The organism is Williamsia sp. z34 (genome assembly GCF_059553395.1).
In genome coordinates this window covers 132896-154868 of the sequence record NZ_JCANWW010000009.1, presented here as the reverse complement: position 1 = coordinate 154868, position 21973 = coordinate 132896, and the positions used below count along the sequence as shown (strand labels likewise).

Genomic DNA, 21973 nt, shown 5'->3' with positions numbered 1-21973 from the left:
CGGAATTCTCTTCTCGAATTTTTCGCATCCCCTGCGGCACAGTATTTTTGAGCTTGAAGGTCACCATCAAATTCTGGGTTCGAACGCAATGCGGGGACGAAAACATGGGAGCCTTCCCAACCAATACAGACCGCCAGAATCGTCGTCAGACATCGGGAGTCAACTTCGATGAATACGCGCTCAATTCACGCTGACCGCCGCCGCGTCCGAAAGGTCTGCAAGACTTGTTCGAAGAAGGCGCACATAAGTATCCGGATCCGGCATGGCCGCAGACGAGCTGAAGAAGTTGATGATCAACTTCCCATCGCCGGCGGCGAGGAGATAGTGGCGAAGCGCGTCGCCATCAACCGGTGGTTGCCCACCGAGAATCGCCACGGCCGGGGATCCGGCGAATGTACAACCATCTACCGTCACCGGGATATTACTGACCGTCGTGTGCGACTGACGGCCGCGATCAGAATCATGCGGATAGTGCCGAACCGCAAACCCGGTGAGTCGCAGCAGCCATGCCGGTGCTGTCTCCACCCGCTTGCTCTTGGCCCGCACAGCGGGATGCTCACTGCGCGTCTTCGCTGCCGATGCAGCAGAGGCGATCTTGCGCAGCCGGACCAATGGATCCGGCTCATCGACGTTGAGGTCGACCGTCAGGATCGCCAGCTGGTTTGCCGACTCCCAGTGCTCGATACGACGCATCGACCGGGGAACCATGGCGCACAGCGGATCCCTGGGTTCTTCTCCGCAGCTGTCGAGGTACGCGACCAATGCGCCAGCCACGATGGTGAGGTAGACATCGTTCAAACTTGCGCCCGGTACCGCGGCCTGTATCGCCTTTGCCTCGTCCATCGTCAGCGTCATGAAATCGACGGAAACCTCGCCCTGCAGAGAGCGATTGAACCTGGTCGCCGCCAAATCGTCTCGAATTGAAACGATCTCGCCGGACTGCTCGGCTTCCGCGACCTCCACTCCCGCGCGGCGGGTCGTCGAGAGCCCCTGCAGGAATCGAAATGACTTACCGGGGAACGAGACCAGGCCTCGGGACAGCTGCGCCGTCCGGGTCATCGGTGGCGTATCCGCCCGCCCAGCAGGCGCGAGGGACGTCGAGAACAACGCCTGGGTCAGCTCCCTGGTGGCGAGTCCGTCCGCCGCACTGTGATGGATCTTGAGCGTGACCACGGTGTACCGGCCGGGCAGATCATCGAGGCCGTGTACGCCGCACAACACATGCATTTCCCACGGCGGCCTGGTCATATCGAGTTTCCGCGCGAGCAGCCGCCCCAGATAGGAACGGACCGGCTCCCAACCCCCGGCGCTGACGTGCTGCACGGTCACGTGATGGCCCATGTCGGGCCGGCCGGCCGGTACCCACCGGGGATAGTCGAGATCATATGGAGTCCGCTGTATTCGCGTGGTGAACAGGCCGGCATATCCGAGCCGAGCGGTGATCCAGGCGACGGCCTGCTCTTCGGTGACCTCCGCGCAGGATCCTTGATCGGCGTCGAAGAAATAACTGACCATGAGATGCCCTGCGTGCGTATCACTCTCGTTGTAGACGAACTCGGCATCGCGCGGTGCCAGCTGCGGGCTCGCCGGCGGCACCTTGCTCAACATCACACTCCCTCAAGGAAATCCACTACTGGTGCTCGGCACCATATCTCTCGCCGAGGAAGCTCGTTACCGTTTTCACTCAACTCACGATTCGGCACCTGAGCCACGACAGCACTGAACCCGGCCACCAGATGGTGACCGGGTTCAGTGGAGAACGGTAGAGCCAGGAAGCGTGGACTAGAAGCCCATGCCACCCATCTCGTCGCCGCCCGGCATGGCCGGTGCGTTGTTCTTCTCGGGCTTGTCGGCAACGACGGCCTCGGTGGTGAGGAACAGAGCCGCGATCGAGGCTGCGTTCTGCAGCGCCGAGCGGGTGACCTTCACCGGGTCGTTGATGCCACGGGCCAGCAGATCCTCGTACACGCCGGTGGCGGCGTTGAGGCCGGTTCCCAGCGGGCTGTGACGGATCTTGTCGGCGACAACACCGGGCTCGAGGCCGGCGTTGATGGCGATCTGCTTGGCCGGAGCCTCCAGAGCGACGCGGACGATGTTGGCGCCAGTGGCCTCATCGCCTTCCAGGCTCAGCGAGTCGATGGCCGACTCGGACTGCAGCAGGGCCACGCCGCCGCCGGCGACGATGCCCTCTTCGACAGCAGCCTTGGCGTTACGCACGGCATCTTCGATGCGGTGCTTGCGCTCCTTGAGCTCGACCTCGGTGGCAGCGCCGGCCTTGATGACAGCAACGCCACCGGCCAGCTTGGCCAGACGTTCCTGCAGCTTCTCACGGTCGTAATCGGAGTCACTGTTCTCGATCTCGGCACGGATCTGCGACACGCGACCGGCGATGGCCTCGGGGTCTCCCGCGCCTTCGACGATGGTGGTCTCGTCCTTGGTGACGACAACCTTGCGTGCGGTGCCCAGCAGCTCGACGCCGGCGCCCTCGAGGGACAGTCCGACCTCTTCGCTGATGACCTCGCCACCGGTGAGGATGGCGATGTCGGCCAGCATGGCCTTGCGACGGTCACCGAAGCCCGGAGCCTTGACGGCGACGGACTTGAAGGTGCCACGGATCTTGTTGACGACCAGGGTCGAGAGGGCTTCGCCTTCGACGTCCTCGGCGATGATCAGCAGCGGCTTGCCGGCCTGGATGACCTTCTCCAGCAGCGGCAGCAGGTCCTTGACGGTCGCAACCTTGCCGGAGACCAGCAGGATGTACGGATCTTCGAGGACGGCTTCCTGACGGTCTGCGTCGGTGACGAAGTAGCCCGAGATGTAGCCCTTGTCGAAGCGCATGCCCTCAGTCAGTTCGAGCTGCAGGCCGAAGGTGTTCGACTCCTCGACGGTGATGACGCCTTCTTTGCCGACCTTGTCCATGGCCTCGGCAATGAGGTCACCGATGGCCGGGTCGCCTGCGGAGATACCGGCGGTGGCAGCGATCTGCTCCTTGGTATCGATCTCCTTGGCGGACTTCAGCAGCGACTCGGTGACGGCTTCGACAGCCTTCTCGATGCCGCGCTTGAGGCCGAGCGGGTTCGCGCCGGCAGCGACGTTGCGCAGACCTTCGCGGACGAGTGCCTGAGCCAGGACGGTGGCGGTGGTGGTGCCGTCGCCAGCGACGTCGTCGGTCTTCTTGGCAACCTCTTTGACCAGCTCGGCGCCGATCTTCTCGTAGGGATCCTCGAGCTCGATCTCCTTGGCGATGGAGACACCATCGTTGGTGATCGTGGGGGCGCCCCACTTCTTTTCGAGCACGACGTTGCGACCCTTGGGTCCCAACGTCACCTTTACGGTGTCAGCGAGGGCATTCAGGCCCCGCTCGAGGCCGCGGCGGGCCTCTTCGTCAAACGCGATGATCTTGGCCATTACGAAGTGATCCTCCGATAGGGGGTGACACTGGAAGTTCTTTAGTCGGGTTCGGTGCCCGCGACGGACGACCGGTCGTGTCATTGGGACCGGTCTCACCGTTCCGACCTAGCACTCACGGTTGGTGAGTGCCAGGTTTCGTTTTAGCACTCTAGGGATGCGAGTGCAAGGTCTGCAGCTCGTGCCATGTGTCCTTCGGCGTCCAACCGCCCGTTGTGTGACCCACATCAAGCGTTTGCGCGCCGAATTGCCCACAAAAATGAACAGTCTGTTTTATCGCAGAGCTCAGGAATGACTCCGGCGTCGAGATGATTGAGTACTGGAATGGCACCCCGACAGTTCGGTCAGGTCTCGGCGTTCACGGTGATCGCGGCGACCACTGCCGCAATGATGTTCTCGTCGTCGGCGCCGTCTCCCCTGTACCCGATCTATCAGGATCTGTGGGGGTTCTCCTCGTTCACCCTGACCGTCATCTTCGCGGCGTACGTGATCGCTCTGCTGGTCGGCCTCCTCACCGTGGGGTCGCTGTCCGACCACGTCGGGCGGCGCCCGGTGCTGTTCGGCGGACTGGCCCTGATCGTTGCCTCCATGGTGATGTTCGTCGTGGCCGACGGCGTCCCGATGCTGCTCGGTGCCCGCGTGCTGCAAGGCCTGGCCGCCGGCGCCCTGACCGGAACGCTCAGTGCCGCGCTGGTCGATCAGCAACCGAGCGCGCGCGTCGGCTCCCTGACCAACTCGGCCGCGATGCTGGGCGGGTTGGCCTCCGGCGCGATCGCGGCGGGTGGCCTCATCGAATATGCCCCGATGCCGCGCGAACTGGTGTTCCTGATCTTGATCGCCGCGTTCGTCCTGGCGGCCGGGTGCATCATGTTCATCCCCGAGACCTCCACCCGCACCGGGTTCACTTCCCGCCGGCATCTATGGCGGGTCCTGCGTCCGAGCGCCGGCCTGCCACGGTCGGTCCGCGGTGTCTTCGCGATGGCCGCCTTCGGTTGTCTGGCCACCTGGTCGCTGGGCGGATTGACGCTCTCGCTGGGATCGTCGATCGTGCTGCGCATCTTCGGGGTCGACAACCACATGATCACCGGACTGATCCTCGGAACGTTCTTCACCTCGGGTGCCATCGCGTCCGCGGTGACATCGACCTGGTCGGCAAACCTCAAACTCGGGGTCGGGCTGAGTTCACTCGGCGCCGGACTGATCATCAATTTGGCCGGAACGATGTCGGCGACCTTGCCGATCTACCTGGTCGGTTCGGCGACTGCCGGCTTCGGATTCGGAGCGACCTTTGCCGGCGTCATGGCGGCGCTGATCGCCGCCACCGATCCCGCGCAACGCGGCCAGGTCTTCTCCACCCTGTTCGTGGTCAGCTACATCGGATTCAGTCTGCCTGCAGTGGCAGGCGGAATCGCGGTCGGACACTTCGGATTGCGGCCGACCGCCATCGGCTACAGCCTGTATGTCCTGTGCCTGGTGGCCATCGCGGGAGCCGTGGCCATCGGGCGCGCTCGCGCGGCGCGGCGGGCCGAGCCGGATCCGATCGTCACGTCCATCGCGGAGAATCTGGTCACGGCGACGGCTGACACGACGGACACCAGTAGATGACCCTCTCGAGGTCCGGGCCCCCGCCGAGTTCCCCTGATCTGATGGTGGTCCCACATCGCCGACAGGGACGCTTCGCCCGGCCGTAGACCCAGGTCCGTTCGCCGGGACGGTCGACGTTGGTGACCCGGATCGAACGATTGCGGTTGAACTCCAAAACCTTTTTCGCCAGGTCGACCCATTCGCGCAGATCACCTGATTCGGCGACCGGCACCAGTGGATGGGTGCGCCGCAGAAAGCACATCTCACAACGGAATACGTTGCCGATGCCGGCCAGCACCCGCTGATCGAGCAGCGCCAGACCTATCGGCCGGGCGGGGTCCGAGGCCAGATTTGCGATCGCGACATCAGCGTCCCAGTCGGTTCCGAGCAGATCGGGACCGAGGTGGCCGACAGCGGTGTCCTCGTCTGCGCGCCGGAGGATCTCGAGCTTTCCGAGTTCGAACCCCACCGCCTGCACCTGCCCGGCCTCCAGGATCATCCGGGCCTTGAACGCCGGGCGCTTCCACCGGGCCCCTTTTGTGTAGATGTCCCAGCGGCCCTCCATCTTCAGGTGGGAGTGCACGGTGTGCTCACCTACGCGGATCAGGAGATGCTTCCCCCGGGCGACGACCTCCTCGACCCGCGCGCCGGACAGGTCCACCGTTGCGTACTTCGGAACCCGAACATCGCACCGGGTCAGAGTCTTTCCGGCCAACGCACGATGCAGACGCGTGGCGGCCTGGAACACGGTGTCACCTTCGGGCATATCTATTTGATACCCGCGTCCGGTCCCGGCGATGGTGAACGATCCCGAAAATACGCCTCGATGGTCTGGGCTGCGGAGCCGATGTGCTGCCGCAGCACCGCTACCGCGTCGTCCGTCGCGCCACGGGAAGCCAGCTCGAACAGTTGCCGATGTTCGTCCTGTGCCAATTGCTCCGACCCCAACTCGGCCAGATGGAAACGCAGGTAGCGGTCCTCGTCGTCGAGCTCGGCGGCAATCAGCTTCAACAGCTTGGCGTTTGGATGCCGCCGGTAGAGAGCCAGATGGAAGTCCGAGTTCAGCCGACCGAGGTCGACCAGGTCGGGGTCGTTCTCCATGGCCTCCAGAACGCGGCGCGCGTCGTCGATGTCTGCCGCCTCCAGCCGCGGAATCGAGCCGGCCAGCGCTTCCGGTTCCAGCAGCAGCCTGATCCGGTAGGTGTTGATCACGTCGTCCGGGTCGACTCCGACCACCACCGCACCCCGGTGTGGCACGTGATCGACCAGACCGCGGGCCTGCAGCGACAGCAGCGCTTCGCGAACCGGCATCCGGCTGACCCCGAACACCTCCGCGAGCTCCGCCTGCCGCAGTGGGATGCCGCTGGCCAGCGAGCCGTCGAGAATCGCCTCGGCGAGCGTCGATTCGATGACCGTCCGAGCGTGATGCACCGCGGTCGGACGGTGTCCGAGAGTGTCGAGAACCTGCGTAGAACGTGTCGGCGGCATACCACTTCCCATTATTGGATCCAAGATCCAATCTACTTTACGATGACCGTACTGCCCCGAGGCCTGCGGAGGTTCGCGTGTCGCTCATCCAGCCGATCACCGCCGGTGTCGTCGCCTCACTGGTGGGATTCACCAGCTCCTTCGCCGTGGTCCTGACCGGTCTGAGAGCCGTCGGTGCGTCGCCCGGAGAAGCCGCCTCCGGGCTCTTTGCCCTGTGTCTGGCCATTGCCATCGGTGTCGGATTCCTGGCGACCCGGTACCGCATGCCGATCACGCTGGCCTGGTCGACGCCGGGCGCGGCCCTGCTCGCCGGTACGGCCGCCCCGGACGGCGGTTTCCCGGTCGCTGTCGGAGCGTTCGTGATCGTCGGCGTGATGATCCTGGCGACCGGGCTGTGGCCACGTCTGGGCTCGCTGGTGCAGGCCATACCGACGCCGATCGCGCAGGCAATGTTGGCCGGCATCGTCCTGCCCCTGTGTCTGGAACCGGTCCGAGCGGTCGCCGCCGAGCCTCTCTGGATCGCTCCGGTCATCGTCGTGTGGCTGATCCTGCTCCGGTTTGCCAAGCGATGGGCAGTACCCGCCGCGTTCGGTACCGCGGCCCTTGTCATCGCGGTGGTCCTGCTGACGTCGGACAAGGGTGTGGCCGCGGAGTTGCTGATACCCCGGATGGACGTGGTTGTCCCGCAATGGTCGTTGCAGGCCTGCATCGGTATCGCGCTGCCGCTCTACATCGTCACCATGGCGTCACAGAATTTGCCGGGCACAGCTGTCATGGCCGGCTTCGGTTATCGGATCCCTTGGCGCCCCTCGATGTTGGTGACCGGCGCCCTGACCTCGCTGGCGGCCCCGGCCGGCGGGCACGCGGTGAACCTGGCCGCGATCAGTGCCGCACTCACCGCGGCCCCCGCCGCCGAACCCGATCCGCGCCGACGCTGGATCGCCGCGGCCACCGTGAGCCCGGTCTATCTGGTCATCGGCATCAGTTCGGCGGCCGTCGCCGCGCTGGTGACCATCGCGCCGGCCGGCCTGGTGGAGACGGTCGCCGGCCTGGCCTTGCTCGACACCCTGGCCGGAGCTCTCGCGGCCGGATTGCGTGATGAAAAGACCAGGACTGCAGCCGTTCTGACCTTTGTCGTCGCCGCAGCCGGGATCACCGTCGCAGGGATCGGATCGGCATTCTGGGCATTGGTCGCCGGACTGGTGGTCTACGCGGTGCTGAAGAGGTCACCCGATTCCACCACTCCGTCGACGAGTACCAACGACCGTGAGATTCCGAGACGGGCCAAGAACTCGTCGTCGTGACTGACCACCAGCATCCCGCCCCGATAGGCCGACAGCGCCTCCACCAGCTGGTCGACGCTGTCGAGGTCGAGGTTGTTGGTCGGCTCGTCGAGGACCAGCAATTGCACCGGTGGAGTCGCCAGCAGCAATCGGGCAAGAGCCACCCGGAACCGTTCACCACCGGACAGTCCACCGACCGGCCGGTCCACCGCGTCGCCGCGTAGCAGGAACTGGGCCAGCCTGGCCCGCACCAGGTTCGGCTCCACATCGGGAACCGCGGACCGCACATTGTCGAGAACGCTCGCGGTGCCGTCGAGATCGTCGAGACGTTGTGCCAGGTAACCGATGTGGTCGGTGTGCGCGACGGCGTACGGCCCCTCCCCCGCAGGTCCCGGGTTCCACAGGGTGCGCAGCAGAGCTGTCTTGCCGGCGCCGTTGACCCCGGTCAGCGCAACACGTTCCGGGCCGACGATCACGATCGTCGTATCGCCACTGCGTATTTCGGCCAGACGTCGACCAGCCGGGACATCCGGGTCGGGCAACTCGATCCGAATGTGGTTGTCGTCGCGGACCAGCTCGGCTGCACTCTCGACGGCCCTGCGGGCCTCGTCGATCTTGTTGTCGCCTTCGGTTCGTAACCGGCCCGTTGCCTCCTGGGCACGGCGCTTGCGCGCACCCAACAGGATCTTGGGCAAATTGGTGTTCGCCTTCCCATATCGACTGCGTCGGGCAACTTTCGTCTCGGTGTCGAGACGTTGCCGCTGTTGGACTTTCAGATCTTGTTGCGCGGTCCGAAGATCCTGTTGCGCGGAATACTGTTGGGACCGTAAGTATTCGCGGTACTCACTGAGCGGTCCGCCGAACACCGTAACGGTGTGATCGTGCAATTCCGCTGTGGTGTCCATCAATTCGAGCAGCGCGGTGTCATGGGATACGATCAGCAGAGTGCCCGGCCAGTTGCGCACCAGCCCATACAGGCGCGACCGGGCCTCCCGGTCCAGATTGTTGGTCGGTTCGTCCAGCAGCGTGATCGGTGCTCCGCGTAACCGCAGACCCGCAATCGCGGTCAGGATCACCTCACCACCCGAGAGGGTGTCGACATTGCGGTCCAGAACCAGATCCGCGATACCCGCCTCGGCCAGGAGTTGCCGCGCGCGGGCCTCGACATCCCAGTCGTCGCCCAGGGTGTCGTAGTCGCCGGGATCCGTCGACCCGCCCTCGATCGCCGCCAGCGCATCGAGCCGGGCGCGGATGCCGAGCAGGTCTGCCACCGTGGTATCACCACGAAGGATGAGATCCTGTGGCAGGTAGGCGGTTTCCCCGGTGACCCTGACCGATCCCGAGGTGGGGACAAGCTCCCCGGCGATGACTTTGAGTAGTGTTGATTTACCTGATCCGTTGGCGCCGACAACGCCGATGTGGTCGGCGCCGAAGGACACCGTCAGGTGCGAGAGAGCCGAGGAACCGTCCGGCCACTCGAGGCTTACGTCGCGGAGAGAAATTGCAGATTCAGATTGCGCGGACACGCGGACTCCCAGAAAGGATGAAGACGAAAGTGCGCCGACAACTCATCCCGCCGTGGCATGCGGCAATCGAACGGTGTCAGCGCGCTAGGACGCGGAGCCGTCGATGATCTTCACCGGGGAGCCTGACTGTCGGGAACAGGACGTCGTCCAGTGTGCAGAACAATTCCGGGCCTCGCAAGTACTTTGTTCTGCGAGCAGAATGGTGCGATGGTGCCCATCCGACCTGCACTGCCCGCCGATGTCGCCGCGGTGACCGACCTGGTGTCGCGGGCATTCACCCACTACACCGAACGCATCGGCACCGAACCCGGCCCGATGCATTTCGACTACCACCACCTCATCAGCATCGGACAGGCGTGGGTCGCCGAGCTCGAAGGCCTGATCGTCGGCACCATCGTGCTCATACCCGAACCCGATCACCTGGAGATCGAAGTCCTTGCGGTCTCACCCGACGCACAAGGGTCGGGTATCGGGACGGAACTGTTGGGCTTCGCCGCGTCGCACGCCCGGGACCTGGGGCTGCGGCGTCTGCAATTGCACACCAACGAGCACATGACCGAGAACCTCCGCTACTACCCGCGCCAGGGTTTCACCGAGACACACCGCGCAGTCGAAGACGGTTATCGCCGGGTGTACTACGCGAAAGTCTTGTGAGTATCTGCCCCACGACTACAATCGAACTGCGCTGACACCACCCCGGAGAAGGCCGATGTACCTGCAAGAGTTCACTGCCAACGGTTCACTGGATCACGATGCCGCAGAGCAGATATCGTGGAAGTCCGCCGACTACGCACCGCGCATCCACCTGGTTGTCAACGGGCGCCGACTGTACGCGCACTGCCTGCCGCTCTGTTGGGATGAATTGGACATCCGCGCCGGAACACCCATATCGATCACCGTCGACGGTGGCATCGGCGGGGCCGACGACGCCGACGAGCGGCGTGCGCTGGTCGAAATCGTCGACTACATCCAGCGCATCACGGCGCCCGGTCCTGCGGAACGCAAATTTGGGCACACTCGACGGCGATTTTGGCACGCTCGGCGGTGATATCGGCACGCTCGACGGTGGGGGTCAGAGGAGGGAACGATAGAACTCGAGATGCCGCTTCGCAGCGAGGTCCCAGGTCAGGCTGGTTGCCAGATCCCGGCCGCGGGATTGCCTCGCCGTATCGATGGTCATTGCGGCGGTCAGTTCTGCGGCCAGGTCCTCGGGCGTGCGGGCGTAGCCCACGGTGTCGCCGAATACCTCCCGCAGAACCGGTAGGTCACGGGCCACCACCGGGGTGCCGGCCGCCAAGGCCTCCATCGCCGCCAGACCGAAGCCCTCTTTGGTCGACGGGAACGCCAGGACCGCGGCTTGCGCCACCAGCGCCGGCAAGATGGGGTCGGGGACCGCGCCCAGAATGATCGGCGTGACGCCGAGTCTGGTTGCCAAACTGTCGAATTCGGCACGATAGTCGCGATAGTCGAACAGTGTTTCGCCGCCGGCGAAGACGAGTCCGAGCTCCGGGTCACTGCGGCGCAGGAGAGCGTAGGCCTCCAGCAGGTCGATACTCCCCTTCCGTGGTTCGATCCCACCCACCGCCAGCACGTACCGTCCGAGCTGGTCACGCCACCGTTGGCGCGCAGCAACAGCTTCCGGGTCTGCCGCGGCGGCAGCGGCAAACCGCTCCGACTGGACACCGTTGGGTATCACCACCGGCTCGAAGCCCCACCCCCCTCGAACCTCCTGAGCCACCGCCGATGACACGCAGATCCGCGCGTACGGTTCCACGATGGCCTTCTCATGACAGGCGGCCAGTACCGGCGTCGTGAACTGGTCGAGGTGGTGGATGGTCCGGATGCACCGGCCCACCGCATTGGCACTGATGCAGTCCTGGGCATGCACGATATCTGCTGCAGCCGAATCGAACTCGGCCCGCATGACCTCGATCGACCGGACGATCCGGTCGGTGACCGTATCGCCTTCGCGGTCCTCGAATCGGGCCAGACGGACCGACACGGCCGGATCCACCGGCCGAAAGAACCCGGGGTCGCCGCCACGCGCCAGGGACCAGACGGTCACCTCGGCACCGGCCTTCGCCAGCGCCTCGGCGAGATTGAGCGTATGCACGACGCCGCCGCGCGGTTTGGTGGAGTAGGTCAGCAGTGAAACTCTCACAGATCGTCCTGCCAGTATGTGTCCGTGCGCCGCTCGGCGAGGTGGTGCAGCACCGTGCGGGCCCGGTTGATCTCCGCGTCGATATCGATGTCGCACACTGCCATTCCGCCTTTCGCCCAGGTCTTGGCAAGCACTTCACCGCCGGGACCGACCACCTTTGCCTGCCCCAGGAAACGCAGCTTGCCCATTACGCCGGTCTGATTCGACGACACCAACACCACCTGGTTCTCCGCGGCGCGGGCCGCGTCGTAGAGGTCGAACAGCCTGGACTGCCGGTCGTTGGGCAGCCGCGAGGCACGGTCGGTGACGCTGGCCGGCCACGCCGAAAGGGCGGCGATGATCCTGGCCCCGTCGAGCGCAAGGGTGCGAGCCGATTCCGGAAACGTCTTGTCGTAATCGATGAGCATGCCGATCCGGCCGACCGGGGTGTCGAACGCCGAGAAGTCGTTCCCGGCAGCATAGGCCAGTGATTCACCGGCCGGTTGATGAACCTTGCGGTGCAGACCCAGGATCCCGTCGCCGGACAGACAGACGGCGGTGTTGTACCGCTTGCCCTGTGCCGCCTCGGTGAATCCCACACACACCGTCATCGGCCCCGCCGCCTCGGCGATCGCCGACAGTTCCGGACCGTCGGTGTCGATGGTCGGTGGCAGCTGGTCGATGTCGGGGGACCTCAGGTCACCGATGTATCCGCCGAGTGACGCATCGGGAAGCACCAGCAGGTCGATGCCGTCTCGTGAGGCCGCCTCGATGATCCCGACGATCTTGCTCACCGCGCGCTCGACATCCCGACCGAAATGGCCTGCGAGTGCGGCAACACGAATGGGTGCCATAGCCGGTGAGCCTAGTGACTCGATGTGGCCTGCGCGGTCGGAACACACCCTACGGTCAATTGATCGGCCAGGTACTCGGCGTCACGCGCGATGGCCGCGAATCGCCCGGAACCCCACGTGTGCTGCCACGGTAAACCGAGGAAATAGACGCCGGGCGTCGAGGTGACACCGCGGTGATGGGTCGGCATTCCTTCTCCGTCGAACACTCCCACCTTGAGGAACCGATAGTCGGTGCGAAAGCCGATCGACCAGACGATGGCGGACACGTCCGAGGTGGCCAGATCCAGTTCGGTCACTTCGGTTTCCGGCGTCCACACCGGCACATACCGTGGTTCCGTCGGCGCGTCGATACCGGTCCGCTCGATGTAGGCGTCGATGTCGTCTTTGATCGCGTCGCTGACAGCGTCGGCGGCGGCGAGATTCTTTGCCAGGTTCGGTGCGAACGTCATCGTCGTCCCCACCAGTCCGGTGGACCGGCCGTGCAGCTGCATTCCGTCACGGGCGAAGGCGCGCAGGTCGATATCACGGCCGCCATCGCGGCCGGTCACATAGTGATTCGTCTTCTCGCGCTTCGACAGACCACCGGGATGCTCGTCGATCGAGACGTCGTAGACGCCCATGTCGTGCAACCAGGCCACGCAGTCGCGGCCCCGGTAGAACCGGGACACCCGGGGAGCGCTTCCCGTGGCCAGGTGCACCTTTCGGCCGGCCAGGTGCAGGTCTTCGGCGATCTGCGCGCCGGACTGCCCGGAACCGACCACCAGCACCGCGCCGTCAGGGAGTTGATCGGCGCCGCGGTACTGCGAAGAATGTACCTGCGCGATCCGGTCCGGCAGCTTCTCCGCGAAGCGCGGGATCACCGGGGTGTGATAGCCACCGACCGCGACCACCACCTGTTGGGCCTGCAGCGGTCCGGCGGTGGTGGCGACGTCGAACCCGCCGCCGGCGCGGCGACTGACCGATGTCACCGAAACATGTTCGCGGACTGGGGCACCAAAGGTTTTCGCGTAGTCACGAACCCAGGCATACACCTCGTCACGACCCATGAAGCCGTCTGGATCGTCGCCGGAGTACTCGTAACCCGGCAGATTGCATTGCCAGTTGGGCGTGACCAGGGTGAAGTTGTCCCAGCGCCCATCCCGCCATTCGTGGGCGATGGTGTCGCGTTCGAGCACCACGTGCGCCACACCGCGCCGGGTCAGATGCCAACTGATGGACAACCCGGCCTGACCGGCACCGATGACGACCACCGGCACCTCCTCGATCGGGGTACTCATGGGGGAATCGTTCATGATGTGTGTCCTGCCTGTGTCGGCGCGATCAGTTCGGCACCGCTCATCGTCAAGATCTGAACTCGCCCATCGGGCATCTGGCGTGCCGCCGTCTCGATGCTCTCGAGCTGCGCGGCCGCCGACGTGCACGCGAACCCGAACTTCGCCCGGACGCGATCACTGGCGATGGTCAGCGCCTCGGTGCTGCGCGACACGAACTCACCGACCGAGTACTGCGCACCCGGTTCCAGGAAGTCGTGCATGACCAGTGACGGCGAATAGCATTGCTGCTCTGAGCCGTCCGGCCAGCGCACGGTGAACGTCATCTCAGGCATAGGTCAGTTCCTCGACTCGATTGGGCTCGGTGACACTGCCGTAGATCTCGGGACGACGATCACGCAGGTTGTACATGCCGCCGCCACGGGCCGCTGCCATCGCGGCCTTGACGTCGACGGTGGCGGTGGCCAGACCCTCCTCGGTGCCGGTGCCGGCGAGGATCTCCCCGCCCGGTCCGACCACCTTTGCGCTGCAGACAAATCGCAGTGAGCCAAAGGTTCCGGCCTGATTCGACGCCACCCAGATCAACTGGTTCTCCAACGCCCGGGCTCGGTCGTAGATGTCGAACCGCTGCTTCCAGCGGTCGTCGTCCATGTTGGGTGTGGTGTTGGTCCGGGACGTCGGCCACGCCGACAGGGACGCGACGATCTCGGCACCACCGAGCGACAGCGCCCGGGCAGCTTCCGGGAATGCCTTGTCGTAACAGATCTGCATCCCCATCCGGCCCACCGGTGTATCGAAGGTCGGGTACGCCGAACCCGCTGAATAGCAGAGGTTTTCACCGAGCGGCTGATGAACCTTCCGGTACGAACCGAGAATCCCGTCTCCACTGAGGGTGACGGCCGCGTTGTAGCGGGTGTCGCCGTCTGCCTCGCAGAATCCCAGTGTGACGGTCATATCTCCGGCCATCTTGATCACCCGTTCCAGTTCCGGGCCGCCGAGTTCGAGAGCGGGAGGGAGACTCTCGAGTCGTCGCTGCCTTGCCTCCGGACTCTCGTCTCCCCCGCCCAGGCTGGGCAGATAGCCTCCCAGTGCAGCCTCCGGGAGTACCAGCAGGTCGCTGCCCCGTTGCCGCGCCAGGTCTATGAGCGTGCCGATGGTCCGGTACGCCTGTTCCATGTCGCGGCCGAACTGTGCCGACGCGACAGAAATTGTGGTGCTCATGCTTTCCCCAATCCGGTGACGGTGCCGTGCACCGCTTGTGTGATCGTGCCGTCGGGCCAGCGCAGGCTGACACCGCTGCCTTCGATGAGTTGCCCACAAACTGCGCTGGTCGCCGGTCCCGCGTCGGGAACCGCGCGGCCCGGCGCGTCTGCGCTGATCATGGCGAAGCCGGGGAAGGCGGTGACCCACTCGCCCACCGTCACGCCGGAAGGTCGTGGGATCGCGGCCATGTCGAGCAGCGCACCGGTCCCACTGGCCTCGGCCAGCATGCCGGTGGTCCCGACCAGTCCGGCCATGCTGACATCTTTTGCGGCGGCCGGCGCCGCCCGCTGCACGAATGTTCCCATCCGCACCAGTTCTTCAGAATTGCGCGTGGATGTCGAATCCCACTGTTGGCCTGCATATCCCGGACGCCAGTGGCCACCCAGGTCGGCGGTGAGCCGCAGTTCATGACCCACCCGTCCGCCCCCGGCCGGGATCGGCGTCGCGGTACGTCCCAGCGCGGTCACCGACAATGACGACGGAACACCGGCTTGTGTGTGACCGCCGAGGACCGGTACGCCCCATGCGGCAGCGGCTCTGGCCATCCCGCGAACGATCCGGGTCAGTTGGGATCGGGTGGGTGCGGCCACCGCGTCGAGCAGTCCGACCGGGGTGGCGCCCATCGCGGACAGGTCGTTGAGGTTCACCAACACGCCGCACCACCCGGCCCATTCCGGGTCACGTTCGACCATCGACGGAATGATCGCGTCGCAGGCCGCGATCAGGTCGCCACCCGGAACCGGCGTACCGTCGTCGCCCCGGAAACCGCTCGGCCCCAACCCCATCGACTGCGCCGCCAACGGTGCCAGTACATCGGCGAGCATCGCTTTGGTGGCCGTGACGAGTCGCTCGATTTTGTTGATCGGCCAGCGCATCGCCGCGTGCGTGACACCGGCCACCTCGACGTCGCCGGTGTACTGCCAGCCCAACGACGTGAACATCGGCTGGTATCGCTGCTGCACCGCGGCGTCGAACCGCAGGACCCCGGAACTCTCGGCATGGGCACCAGCTGCCCGGACCAGCGCCGGACCGACTCCTCGCGCCTGTTCGGTGGGTGCCACCACCAACCGGCTGCCGGTCCACCAACCGATGTCGTCGGCTGTGGCCGGCGCCAGGCGCACCCCGCCGAGAACTGTGCCGTCGGGCGCCGTCGCGCAGAGAACCACGGTGCGCGGGTCATCGTCGAGATCATCATGATCGGATCCGCTGAACAGCTCTTGCCGCACCACAAACGCTTCGTGGCGAAGGGACCGATACTCGTCGAGTTCTGCTGTGTCCCGAACTGGTTGGACGATGAACGCGGCCGGTGGCGCTGCGCGGCGTGGCCCGGTGAGGATGGCCAGATCAGGGATACCGGTGTGCATGATCAACCTCCGACGTTCTGCAAGACACTGCATGCACCACAGGCGGCGCAGCCGGCTTTCTGGTCGGCGCCGAGCATGCCCGCGGCGGTCAGCTCTTTGGCGATCCGACGGGTGACGTCCTCGACGATGTCACCCCGTGGGCCGACGGCACCGTCGACGTCGACGGCGAGCGATCCCTCGTGCGGACGGAACGGCACCACGAAGGGATACACGCCCATCTCGATGAGTTCGCGTGCGCCGTCGACCAATTCGTCGGGGTCTTCACCCAACCCGACCAGCAGGTACGTCGACACCTGATTGCGCCCGAACACCCGCACCGCCTCGGCCCACGCCGTCCGGTAGTCGTCGGTGGACACCGTCGCCTTGCCAGGCATCCAGCGCCTGCGGACGGAGTCGTCGAGCGATTCGATGTGGATGCCGATCGACTCGGCGCCGGCTTCCTTCAACTCGGTGAGCGTGGCCAGATCACCGGGTGGTTCGCACTGCACCTGGATGGGCAGATCGGGCACCACCGCCTTGACCGCACGGACGCAGCGCGCCAGATGCTTTGCACCCCGGTCCTTCGCCGCGGAAGTACCGGTGGTCATCACCATCTGTTTCACACCGTCGAGGCGGACGGCGGCCTCGGCGACCTCGGCCAACTCGGCCGGTTTCTTCACTGCCACGGTCGCACCGGATCGTAGTGACTCCTCGATGGTGCAGAACCTGCAGCGCTGCGACTTGTCGTAGCGGATGCAGGTCTGCATCACCGTGGTGGCCAACACATCCCGGCCGTGGAGCTTGGCGATCTTCTCGTATTCGATGCCGGTATCGGTGCGCAGGTCATAGAAGGCCGGCCGTTCGATGGCCGTCACCTCCAGCCCGGTCTCGGCTCCGTCGAGCAACACCTGACCGCCGTCGAGAACATAAGGACTCAACGGATTGCGCGGGATCGCGGCGCTGAGGCCGTCGATGACCAGGTGGCCGTCGTCGCTGGGGCCGGCGCCTGCGGAACGGCGCAGCGGGGGTGAGCCGCGAACACCCAGCAGCGCCAGATCTACACGTGCCGATACTGCCGACCCCGCTCGAACTCCGCCACTCTCCGTCTCCAGCGGCTCCGGTCGAGCTCCGCTGCGCTCCGTCTCCAGCATCCCGCCGCCTCAGACCATGTAAGTGGAATTGATGATCGCGCCCTTGCGCGCGTAGTGGATCAGCGCGTCCTGCACGTCGAGCGGATGTGCCGGGATCACACCTTCGATCAAGTCCTCTTCTCGTCCGCCGTGCAATGCCAGACCGAAACGGCAACAGAACACCGTGCCACCTTCGGAGATGAACGTGGCGAGTGAATCGTTGATGTTCTGTTCGCCCGGGAAACCCGAATCGCCGGTGGTCGGGAATCCGCGGGTGGCCAGGCAGTTGATGGCTCCGGGTCCGTAGAAGTACATCGCCGACTCGAATCCCTTGCGCAGTGCGCGCGTGGCCTGCAGGACCGCCACAAAACTCACCGACGACTCGTGGGCGATGCCGTGGACCAAGGTGAAGTACGACTCGCCGTCCTGCGCCTTGTAGTCGGGGAAGATCTTGGTGCCGCCGTAGATGTTGGTGCCCTTCGGCAACGAGGGATGCGGGATCTCGGCGATAGACTTCTTGATATTCTCGGCGATGGACTGGTCGAGCTCGGACATGGAGTCCTCCTGATACGACGGGATGTTGAGGCCACTGCGGCTGCTTTGCCGCCTGACCAAGAGCCGGAACCGGCTGCGAGTACCAGTACAAAAGTTCCCGGTTTCAGGCTGGTTATCGCGGGACTAACAGTGGAGTGCCAAGTGCTCACAGCGGTAACACAGCCGACATAGAGCACCGCCCGGAGACTTTCGCTCGCTGCGATTCAAATGGTTCTCGGAGCACCGCACACGCCATACCGTCTCTCAGGTGACCCAGATCGCTCCTGCCTCCATCGCGAAACCGCCTCGCGTATCCAACCGCGGCTCACACCGCGTCTGGACTATCGTTCGGTGGCTCTCGCCCCTGTTCGTCCTGCTGCTCTGGCAGCTGGGCAGCGCCATCGGATTGATCCCCCAGGACGTGGCCCCGGCACCTTCCCTCGTCTTCGAGGCCGGCCTCGAGACCATCGAATCGGGTGAACTCGGCGACGCCCTGAGCGCGTCGGGATGGCGTGTGGTCCAGGGACTGCTTCTCGGCGGCCTGATCGGTGTCGCACTGGGCGTTCTCGTCGGCTTGTCGCGGATCGCAGACTCCCTGCTCGACCCGTCGCTGCAGATGGTGCGCGCACTACCGCACCTCGCGCTGATCGCACCCTTCATCCTCTGGTTCGGGATCGGTGAGACCCCGAAGATCCTGATGATCGCGCTCGGCGTGATGTTCCCGCTCTACCTCAACACCATCTCGGCGATCCGCCAGATCGAGCCGAAACTCCTCGAAACCGGCCGTGTACTGGGTTTCGGTGCCTGGCAACGGTTTCGGATCATCATTCTGCCCAGCGCCGCGCCGCAGGTCCTCGTCGGTCTGCGCCAATCTCTGGCCATCGCCTGGCTGACACTGATCGTGGCCGAGCAGATCGCCGGCGGCGAGGGTATCGGCTTCATGATCAACAACGCGCGCGACTTCCTCCGGATGGACATCATCTTCTTCGGCCTGGTGATCTACGCGTTGCTCGGATTCGCCACCGACGCCGCCGTCCGCCGGCTGGAGCAGTACGCCTTGCGCTATCGACCCAACAATGAGGACGTGTGATGACCCTTATCTCTGACCCTCGGGCGACGGCCAAGCCCACCGGCAAGGCTGATGTGGCCGCCGAGTTGAAGTCGGTGTCACTGCATTACGGCGACAACCAGGTTCTGGACAATCTGAGCTTGACGGTGCGTCACGGCGAGATCGTGGCGCTGATCGGTCGCAGCGGCTGCGGCAAGTCCACAACCCTTCGCGTGCTCGCGGGCCTCACCGACAACTACACCGGCAACACCTCGGTTGCCGGCGCCCCCGCCGTCGCTTTTCAGGAACCACGGCTGTTTCCCTGGCGATCCGTTGCCCAGAACGTCGGCTACGGACTCAACCGGGTGAAGGTCGCCAAGTCGGAGACCCAGGCCCGCGTCGTCGACGCGCTGACCCAGGTCGGTCTGGACGACAAGGCCGACGCCTGGCCGCTGACGCTGTCCGGTGGACAGGCACAACGTGTTTCGCTGGCCCGCGCACTCGTCGGCGAGCCGGAGCTGTTGCTGCTCGACGAACCATTCGGCGCGCTCGACGCGCTGACCCGGCGGACGATGCACGACCTACTCCTGACCGTGTGGAAGCGCCACAAGTTCGGCGTCCTGCTGGTGACACATGATGTGCACGAGGCGGTCTCGATCGCCGACCGCGTCGTGGTCCTCGATGAGGGCCGTATCCGAGATGAAGTTGTGATCGACCTGCCCCGCCCGCGCGAGGCAGGACAACCGGAGCTGGCCGAGGCGGCCCAGCATCTGCTGAAGAGTTTGGGAGTTGTTGAATGAAGCTGTTCCGTGCCGTCGGGTCTGCGGCCTTGGCTCTGTCCTTCGCATTGGTTGCGTCGGGATGTGTGTCGCAGGATGACAAGGGCAGCGAGGACGTCGCCAACACAACGGTGTCAGTCGCCGAGCTCAGCGGGGTGACCCTGAAAGTCGGTGACCAGAAGGGCATCACGGAACCGCTCCTAGCCGCCGCCGGCGAGTTGGACGGCCTGCCGTACAAGATCGAGTTCTCGATGTTCACCTCCGGGCCGCCTCAGGTGGAAGCGGCCACCGGGGACAAGATCGACTTCGCCGTCACTGGCAACACACCGCCCATCTTCGGGGCGGCCAACAATGCCAACATCAAGGTTGTCGCGGCCTACCAGGCCTCCGGGGATGGCGACAAGATCCTGATCCCCAAGGACTCGACGCTGGCCTCGGTGCCCGAACTCAAGGGCAAGAAGATCGCTGTGGCCAAGGGAAGTTCTGCACACGCCAACGTCCTGGAACAGCTCGACGCGGTCGACGTGAGCGTTGACGACGTGGAATTGGTCTTCTTGCAGCCGGCCGATGGACTCGCGGCCTTCCAGCAGGGTTCGGTCGACGCGTGGGCGATCTGGGATCCGTTCACCGCCATCGCCGAGGCCCAGACCGGTGCCAAGACCCTGGTCGATGCCGAACAGAGCTATGCCTTCGGGATCGCCTCTGCGAAGGCACTCGCAGATCCCAAGCGCAACACCGCACTTTCCGATCTCGTCCAGCGGATCGCTCGGGCCACCAAGTGGGCGCAGGCAAATGAGCAGGAATGGGCCAACCACTACGCACAGTCCGTCGGTGTCGCTCCAGAGGTGGCGCAGGTTGCCCAAGCGCGCAGCATCAAACCGGCAGTCCCCTTGACCGATGAGGTCGTCGCATCTGAGCAGCTCCTGGCCGACCTGTTCTACGATTCCGGCCAGATCCCGGCGAGCCCGGACTTCGATTCCTTCGTCGACCGCCGCTACAACACCGTGCTGGAGCCGTACTTCGGAACCTGAACGGCCGAACCCGAAGCGTGACCAAGGTCCATTGTGCTGCCGCCCAGCTTGTCTGGACGGCAGCACAATGCGTTCTTCACACTGTGGAGTTGTCAAAGATACGTGCGCGGTCCCGAAGAGTTCTCGGGTGCGCGAGGGGAAGTCAGTGAGGTCTGATCAGGCGGCGCGACGGCGTCAGGCGGCGAGGGTCAGCATGCGCCGGTTGTAGGCCGGTAACGGTCTTCGTTGCGGGTCGATGCCGGCCGGTGGGATCAACCAGGGATGTCCATCGGAGCCCATGATCACGTCCCAGCCGGTGTTGTGCACGGCCATATGGCAGGTGCGGCAGAGCAGGCATCCGTTCTCCAATGTGGTGGCACCGCCGTCGACGAAGTGGGTGATGTGATGACAGTCAGACCAGCTGGCGTGTCCACCACATTTCACACAGCAGGTGTCGCGGATGATGATTGCTTTGCGCACCAACCCGGTGAAAAGCCGCTTCGGTGGACTCAGATCGACTGGGACTTCCTCTCCGTCGAGGGTGATCGAGGTGATCGACGAATCACACGCCAACATCGCGGCAGTTGCTTCGGTGACCGGGCCCATCCACGCCAACGTGGCAGCCTCGGGGTGATCAGCAGGCACGGTCACGTTCGCCTCCGTCCGCGGCGCCGACACCAGACTTTGCCCGCCACCACCGCAATCCAACAACCGATGCAGAGCATCAGCGCGACGCTGGGTCGGAGAACGCGGATCATCGGAGCCGTCGGGTTCAGGACGCGCCCTGGACCAGAGGTCCAACGCCGAGTGCAACTTTTCCCCAATCACCGCATCAAGATCGAACGTGCCGACACAACGACCTTCACGGACTTTGTAGTCGAGGCTGTTCAGCGACCGATCTTCCGCCGGCGGCGGACCACCGGTGTCTTTGTCGATCTCGTTGCCCAATGCTCGGGCTGCGGCGCTGATCTCCGCGGGTGGTGCTCCGGAGATGGCGCGACTCAACAGCTTCCGCTCGAACCCGATCCGCTCCTCGGCGGTGATCGCACCCTCATACCGTCCGGCGACATGCTCCACCCCTTTGACCACCGCATCGACGTGCTCGGACGACAGGAACCCGTCCCTCGAATACCCGGCCGTGCGATCCAGGCCGGCCAGGCCTGGTCCGATCCGCAGCCACCGATATGCAGATGCTGGTGCCGCTCCGTTGGCCTGCAACAACTTTGATGTCGTCGAACCGGACTTACGGGCGATACCCGACTCATCAATCACCGCCGCACACACCGCCAACTGATGCTCAGCGGATTCCATC

General features: G+C 64.9%; 21 protein-coding genes. 7 read left to right on the top strand and 14 right to left on the bottom strand.

Annotation, left to right across the window (positions count from 1 at the left end; genetic code table 11):
- Nucleotides 1-180: 180 nt before the first annotated feature.
- Both AC51GT_RS21045 and groL read right to left on the bottom strand, forming a co-directional pair.
- Nucleotides 181-1608: a wax ester/triacylglycerol synthase domain-containing protein gene (locus AC51GT_RS21045; protein ID WP_496330050.1), complete on the bottom strand. Its 1428-nt coding sequence runs from the start codon at nt 1606-1608 to the stop codon at nt 181-183.
- 174 nt (nt 1609-1782) lie between these two features.
- Entirely contained in the window at nt 1783-3408 is a 1626-nt protein-coding gene (gene groL / locus AC51GT_RS21040) for a chaperonin GroEL (RefSeq protein WP_496326905.1), read from the bottom strand.
- A gap of 324 nt (nt 3409-3732) precedes the next feature.
- Between groL and AC51GT_RS21035 the strand changes: the two genes are divergently transcribed.
- The gene (locus AC51GT_RS21035) at nt 3733-5013 is read left to right on the top strand and encodes an MFS transporter (protein WP_496330049.1); all 1281 of its coding nucleotides are present in this window, start codon (nt 3733-3735) and stop codon (nt 5011-5013) included.
- Here AC51GT_RS21035 and AC51GT_RS21030 read toward each other — a convergent pair.
- Together AC51GT_RS21030 and AC51GT_RS21025 are read right to left on the bottom strand one after the other, a co-directional pair.
- Nucleotides 4976-5758: a DNA-formamidopyrimidine glycosylase family protein gene (locus tag AC51GT_RS21030; protein ID WP_496330048.1), complete on the bottom strand. Its 783-nt coding sequence runs from the start codon at nt 5756-5758 to the stop codon at nt 4976-4978. The two genes, AC51GT_RS21035 and AC51GT_RS21030, sit on opposite strands and share 38 nt — an antisense overlap.
- A 2-nt stretch (nt 5759-5760) precedes the next feature.
- On the bottom strand, nt 5761-6480 hold the full coding sequence (locus AC51GT_RS21025; protein WP_496326902.1) for a GntR family transcriptional regulator: 720 nt from the start codon (nt 6478-6480) through the stop codon (nt 5761-5763).
- 77 nt (nt 6481-6557) lie between these two features.
- Here AC51GT_RS21025 and AC51GT_RS21020 point away from each other — a divergent pair, with 77 nt between their 5' ends.
- Nucleotides 6558-7784, top strand: coding sequence for a benzoate/H(+) symporter BenE family transporter (locus AC51GT_RS21020; RefSeq protein ID WP_496330047.1), 1227 nt, complete (start codon nt 6558-6560; stop codon nt 7782-7784).
- Here AC51GT_RS21020 and AC51GT_RS21015 read toward each other — a convergent pair.
- Entirely contained in the window at nt 7688-9289 is a 1602-nt protein-coding gene (locus AC51GT_RS21015; protein WP_496330046.1) for an ABC-F family ATP-binding cassette domain-containing protein, read from the bottom strand. The two genes, AC51GT_RS21020 and AC51GT_RS21015, sit on opposite strands and share 97 nt — an antisense overlap.
- Before the next feature lie 207 nt (nt 9290-9496).
- On the opposite strand from AC51GT_RS21015, the gene AC51GT_RS21010 reads away from it, so the two are divergent.
- The gene (locus tag AC51GT_RS21010; protein ID WP_496330045.1) at nt 9497-9943 is read left to right on the top strand and encodes a GNAT family N-acetyltransferase; all 447 of its coding nucleotides are present in this window, start codon (nt 9497-9499) and stop codon (nt 9941-9943) included.
- Between the two features lie 55 nt (nt 9944-9998).
- Complete coding sequence (locus tag AC51GT_RS21005) at nt 9999-10337, top strand: hypothetical protein (RefSeq protein ID WP_496330044.1); 339 nt, start codon at nt 9999-10001, stop codon at nt 10335-10337.
- Between the two features lie 24 nt (nt 10338-10361).
- On the opposite strand, the gene AC51GT_RS21000 is transcribed toward AC51GT_RS21005, so the two are convergent.
- From AC51GT_RS21000 to AC51GT_RS20965, 8 genes are read right to left on the bottom strand one after another with little or no spacing between them, the layout of a single operon-like run.
- Complete coding sequence (locus AC51GT_RS21000) at nt 10362-11450, bottom strand: MSMEG_0565 family glycosyltransferase (RefSeq protein WP_496330043.1); 1089 nt, start codon at nt 11448-11450, stop codon at nt 10362-10364.
- Nucleotides 11447-12283: a carbon-nitrogen hydrolase family protein gene (locus AC51GT_RS20995; RefSeq protein WP_496326896.1), complete on the bottom strand. Its 837-nt coding sequence runs from the start codon at nt 12281-12283 to the stop codon at nt 11447-11449. Before AC51GT_RS20995 ends, AC51GT_RS21000 begins: the two co-directional genes overlap by 4 nt.
- An 11-nt stretch (nt 12284-12294) precedes the next feature.
- The gene (locus AC51GT_RS20990; protein ID WP_496330042.1) at nt 12295-13560 is read right to left on the bottom strand and encodes an MSMEG_0569 family flavin-dependent oxidoreductase; all 1266 of its coding nucleotides are present in this window, start codon (nt 13558-13560) and stop codon (nt 12295-12297) included.
- Nucleotides 13561-13571: 11 nt separating this feature from the next.
- The gene (locus tag AC51GT_RS20985; RefSeq protein ID WP_496330041.1) at nt 13572-13889 is read right to left on the bottom strand and encodes an MSMEG_0570 family nitrogen starvation response protein; all 318 of its coding nucleotides are present in this window, start codon (nt 13887-13889) and stop codon (nt 13572-13574) included.
- Nucleotides 13882-14775, bottom strand: a complete 894-nt coding sequence (locus AC51GT_RS20980) for a carbon-nitrogen hydrolase family protein (protein WP_496330040.1) — start codon at nt 14773-14775, stop codon at nt 13882-13884. Before AC51GT_RS20980 ends, AC51GT_RS20985 begins: the two co-directional genes overlap by 8 nt.
- Nucleotides 14772-16181: an MSMEG_0567/sll0787 family protein gene (locus tag AC51GT_RS20975; RefSeq protein WP_496330039.1), complete on the bottom strand. Its 1410-nt coding sequence runs from the start codon at nt 16179-16181 to the stop codon at nt 14772-14774. The genes AC51GT_RS20980 and AC51GT_RS20975 overlap by 4 nt, the downstream gene beginning before the upstream one ends.
- A 2-nt stretch (nt 16182-16183) precedes the next feature.
- Nucleotides 16184-17311, bottom strand: a complete 1128-nt coding sequence (locus tag AC51GT_RS20970; RefSeq protein WP_496330038.1) for an MSMEG_0568 family radical SAM protein — start codon at nt 17309-17311, stop codon at nt 16184-16186.
- Nucleotides 17312-17320: 9 nt separating this feature from the next.
- Nucleotides 17321-17845 (bottom strand): MSMEG_0572/Sll0783 family nitrogen starvation response protein, encoded by a 525-nt coding sequence (locus tag AC51GT_RS20965; protein ID WP_496326890.1) that lies wholly within the window; start codon nt 17843-17845, stop codon nt 17321-17323.
- A gap of 256 nt (nt 17846-18101) precedes the next feature.
- Between AC51GT_RS20965 and AC51GT_RS20960 the strand changes: the two genes are divergently transcribed.
- The 3 genes from AC51GT_RS20960 to AC51GT_RS20950 are packed head-to-tail and all read left to right on the top strand — an operon-like array spanning nt 18102 to nt 20682.
- A complete protein-coding gene (locus AC51GT_RS20960) occupies nt 18102-18914 on the top strand; it encodes an ABC transporter permease (protein ID WP_496326956.1) in 813 nt (270 codons plus the stop codon).
- Complete coding sequence (locus tag AC51GT_RS20955) at nt 18914-19672, top strand: ABC transporter ATP-binding protein (RefSeq protein ID WP_496330037.1); 759 nt, start codon at nt 18914-18916, stop codon at nt 19670-19672. The genes AC51GT_RS20960 and AC51GT_RS20955 overlap by 1 nt, the downstream gene beginning before the upstream one ends.
- A complete protein-coding gene (locus AC51GT_RS20950) occupies nt 19669-20682 on the top strand; it encodes an ABC transporter substrate-binding protein (RefSeq protein ID WP_496326888.1) in 1014 nt (337 codons plus the stop codon). Before AC51GT_RS20955 ends, AC51GT_RS20950 begins: the two co-directional genes overlap by 4 nt.
- Before the next feature lie 174 nt (nt 20683-20856).
- Here the strand turns inward: AC51GT_RS20950 and AC51GT_RS20945 are convergent, their stop codons facing one another.
- Nucleotides 20857-21972: an HNH endonuclease gene (locus AC51GT_RS20945; RefSeq protein ID WP_496330036.1), complete on the bottom strand. Its 1116-nt coding sequence runs from the start codon at nt 21970-21972 to the stop codon at nt 20857-20859.
- Nucleotide 21973 lies beyond the last annotated feature (1 nt).